Origin of the sequence: Pseudotabrizicola sp. 4114 (assembly GCF_031457365.1) — a bacterium.
GTDB lineage: Bacteria > Pseudomonadota > Alphaproteobacteria > Rhodobacterales > Rhodobacteraceae > Pseudotabrizicola.
In genome coordinates this window covers 1-3918 of the sequence record NZ_JAVDWP010000039.1, presented here as the reverse complement: position 1 = coordinate 3918, position 3918 = coordinate 1, and the positions used below count along the sequence as shown (strand labels likewise).

Annotated in this window: 2 protein-coding genes and 2 pseudogenes; 2 read left to right on the top strand and 2 right to left on the bottom strand. The window is 61.7% G+C overall.

Features of this window, described 5'->3' with window-relative positions:
* Positions 1-194 precede the first annotated feature (194 nt).
* Positions 195-1006 (top strand): annotated as a pseudogene (locus J2X53_RS22370) (transposase).
* A 278-nt stretch (positions 1007-1284) separates the two neighbouring features.
* Here the strand turns inward: J2X53_RS22370 and J2X53_RS22365 are convergent.
* Positions 1285-2187: a LysR family transcriptional regulator gene (locus J2X53_RS22365; RefSeq protein WP_349039693.1), complete on the bottom strand. Its 903-nt coding sequence runs from the start codon at positions 2185-2187 to the stop codon at positions 1285-1287.
* 93 nt (positions 2188-2280) lie between these two features.
* Here J2X53_RS22365 and J2X53_RS22360 point away from each other — a divergent pair, with 93 nt between their 5' ends.
* Complete coding sequence (locus tag J2X53_RS22360) at positions 2281-3153, top strand: SDR family oxidoreductase (RefSeq protein ID WP_349039692.1); 873 nt, start codon at positions 2281-2283, stop codon at positions 3151-3153.
* 79 nt (positions 3154-3232) lie between these two features.
* On the opposite strand, the pseudogene J2X53_RS22355 reads toward J2X53_RS22360, so the two are convergent.
* A pseudogene (locus J2X53_RS22355) lies at positions 3233-3820 on the bottom strand (ISL3 family transposase); the annotation flags it as partial.
* Positions 3821-3918: the final 98 nt, after the last annotated feature.

The window sequence follows — 3918 nt, the reverse complement described above, 5'->3', positions numbered from 1 at the left end:
CGCACCACGCATCATCACCCCCGCCGTTGCCGTGCGCAGGGTGAATCATGTTCCGCAAAACAGGTCGAGAGCCGACTTCTTCAGCAGCCTGTTAAAGCGCCAGGGCCCAATCTAGCAGGGTGCTGAAGGAGTCGGCCCTCGACCCCGTTCACGGAACATGATTCACCCTTTGGACGGCAGCTGCGGGAGTGATGATGCGCGAGACGGACGAGGCGAGCGGGTCGCTGTTCAACTATGTCGACCTGGAGGCACGCATCCCGGCACGACATCTGTTGCGCTAGATCCGGCAGGTGGTGCAAGACGCACCGACCTGCCTGGATGCCGGGTTCGAGGCGCTTTGCACCGATTTCGGCAGCCCCTCGATCGCGCCGGAGCGGCTGATCCGGGCCAGCCAGATCCAGATCTTGTTTTCGGTCCGTTCCGAGCGGCAGTTGATGGAACAGATGCAGTATAGCCTCTTGTTCCGCTGGTTCGTCGGTCTCGGGATCGACGATCCTGTCCGGGTGCCGACCGTCTTCACCAAGAACCGCGACCGGCTTATCTCGACGGAGATGTCGCAAGGTGATGGCGGCAATTCTGGCGCATCGCGAGATCGCGCTGCTTCTGTCGGACGAGCGCTTCTCGGTCGACGGCACGCTGGTCAAGACCTGGGCCTCTTTGAAAAGCTCTCAGCCGAAGGCCGAAGCCACCCCGACGCCTGACGCTCGGAGTTGACAAGGGGTTCGATGCGGCCGAGTTTGTCATCGATCTGAGGCGAGCCTGCGTCACGCCGAATGTTGCGCAGAAATCGAGGTATTCAGTGATCGACGGCAGCACCACATAGCACGACGGCTACGCCAAGTCCCGACGCACCCGCTGCCGCGTCGAGGAGGCATTTGGCTGAGCCAAAACCGTCGGTGGAATGGCCCAGACCGTCTATCGCGGCATCGAACGGGTGCGCTCTCGCTTCATCCTGACGGTGACCGCCACCAACCTCGCCCTGCTACCGCGTCTGTTGGCTGCGTGACGATCAGAAACCGCTTGGGGCGGACACGCCTTCCGGAACCCAGAGTAAGGCCGGGCATCGAAGCCTGCAACAAAGGGAAACTGGTCCGGCTCGACGACTTCTTCAGCAGCCTGCTAAGCGCCTATCCCAATGTTCAGCGCTTCATGGATGAAATGGCCGTCCGTTCCGCCGCAGAGCGGGCACTCGCGATGAAAAGCGGACAGACATTCAAGGCCGACCTTGATGAAGACGCTCGCAAGGCGATGTTCCCGCAAAGCGAACATCGCCTTTGCGCCTCTTTAGCTGGCATAGGTGGTCAGGCCTGCAATCAGCCTGTCCATGACAAGCCTGACACGCCTGACATGCCGCATGTTCTCATGGGCAACGACCCAGGTTTCAAAGGCCATTTCAAAGGCGTCGGGCAAGACCCTGACCAGGTCGGGTTCGCGCGCCGCCAAAGCAACATGGCAGACGCCGATCCCGATTCCGGCACGTATCGCCGCCAACTGCCCAAGATCGCTGTCAGTGCGGAAGATGAAGTCGCCCGGACCAAACGACAGGCCTTTGGCCCGCAGGGTGCGGACCCCGGGCGTCTCGGTTTCAAAGCCGATCAGGCCAAGCCGCGCGACATCCTCGATCGTCTGGGGGTGCCCATGGCGATCAAGATAGTCGCGGCGGGCATGAAAACCCACCCGGATGGCACCGATGTGCCTGGCAACCAGGGCATCCTGCGAGGGGCGGACCATGCGGATGGCGATGTCGGCCTCGCGCTCCAACAGGTTTTCGCGGCTGTTGTTCAGACCCAGTTCAACGATCAGCCCCGGATGAAGCCTTTGCAGGTCGGCCAGCATGGCGGGCAGAACCTCGACCCCCACCACTTCGCTGGCCGTGATCCGCACCGTGCCTGTGGCAGCACCCGCTTCGGCAGAGGCTGCGCGCGCAAACGACTGCGCGGCTTTGGCCATTGCATCGACATGCGCCGCCAGTTCAAGTGCTATTGCGGTCGGCAGCAGTCCGGCGGGTGACCGCATGAACAGCACGACACCGTGCTCACGCTCCAGATCCTCAATGCGCCGTCGCACGGTGGGTTGGGCCACGCTCAGCGCGCGGGCCGCTGCCGAAAGGCTGCCTTCCCGGACAACGGCGAGAAACGCGCGGTGGCGCTCCCAGTCCGGCGCGGCAGTAGGGGGGGTTGAGTTCATACATTTTATACTAACCGCACCATAGTCCTTGTCAATTTTCTTTGCACTAAGGCCGCGTCATATTGGGGACATCAACCTTCAAGGAGTTCCAAAATGATCCTTCTCACTGGCGCCACCGGCTCTGTCGGCTTCGAACTGGCCAAATTGTTTTCCGCCAATGGCAATACCGCCAAGGCCATGGTGCGGTCTGACGCGGCTGCCGAAAAACTCAAGATCCTCCCGGGCATCTTGCCCGTTACCGGCGATTTCGATGATCCCGCCTCGGTCGAGCGGGCATTGCAGGGCGTTGACCGGGCCTTTCTGCTGACCAATTCGACAGAGCGCGCCGAAAGCCAGCAACTGGCCTTTGTGGCAGCCGCACAACGGGCTGGGGTGCAGCACATCGTCAAGCTGTCGCAACTTCACGCGTCGGCGGACTCGCCAGTGCGCTTTCTGCGGTATCATGCGGCGGTGGAGCAGGCGATCCGCGACAGTGGCATGGCTTACACCTTTCTGCGGCCCAACCTGTTCATGCAGAACCTGCTTGGGTTTCGCGACACCATCGTCGGTATGGGCAAGCTGTTCGCGCCTATCGGTGCGTCACGGATCAGCCTGATCGACACCCGGGATATTGCGGCCATTGCCTTTGCCGCGCTGACCACCCCGGGGCATGAGGGCCAGACCTATGACCTGACCGGACCCGAGGCTCTGACCCATGCGGATGTCGCCCTGCAAATCGGCTCGGCCATTGGCCAGCCTGTGACGTTCATCCAGATACCGCCCGATGCCATGCGCGACGCGGTTGTTGCCGCCGGTTTTCCGCACTGGCAGGCCGAGGGCCTGATCGAGGATTACGCCCATTATTCCCGCGACGAAGCCGATGCCGTCAGCCCCACAGGGCCAGCGGCAACCGGACCCCCCGCCCGGTCTTTTTCGGCCTTTGTGTCCGATTACAAAACCGTTTTCACCCCCGCGACAGGAGCTTGACATGAAACGACGCGATATGATGACGGCCACATTGGCAGCAATTCCCCTGATCGGGATGGCTGCCATGACCAGCGCCCAGCCGATAAACGACGGCGAACCGTACGATGGGCGCTAGGTCCGTTTCGATCGCAACCTCGATCCAGGCGGGCAGCGGGTCTGCTTTTCGACCACGCAAGATGCCTTTGAAGCGCATGGCGAGGCGCCGCATTGTTGTGAAGGCAGGGGAGCCTTCCTTGAGAGCTCCGACTTTTCTCGCCTGTTCCAAGGTGAGTTTTCCTCTTGGTTTGATGCAGAGTGCGGCCGCGATGACCGGGGATATCGCGTGCCCCGTTTCCGGGTCCCGGACCGGTTCAAGGATCTGGTGCGCCATGGTGGTTCCCCCTTCTTCCTGTTTTTCGGCACTACGCCAGCCGGCCAGGAGCCGCTGCAGATTTGACATGCTGCCCTCGCAACCACGTTCTCGGATCAAGGTGAGCAGCGCATTCCCGCTGCGAATGCCGCTATCCCAACTTTGCCTTAAGTACTCTTCAAAGTACCAAGCGGAGGAGCGCTTGAGGACGGCGCGCTTTCGGTCAGGTGGCGTCTCGAACTGCAGCCACTTCGCGACGCTACGCCGGGGAAACCCCGTTCGCCGCCCGATCTCGCTGCACGTCAGCCCTTGCTGTCTAAATGGTAAGCGGTGCGTGAACCCCGTTGGGCTTTTAGATTGACGGTTTTTGGAAGGCCCAAGGCATGAGATCGTCAATGCGCGATGCGGGGTGGCCG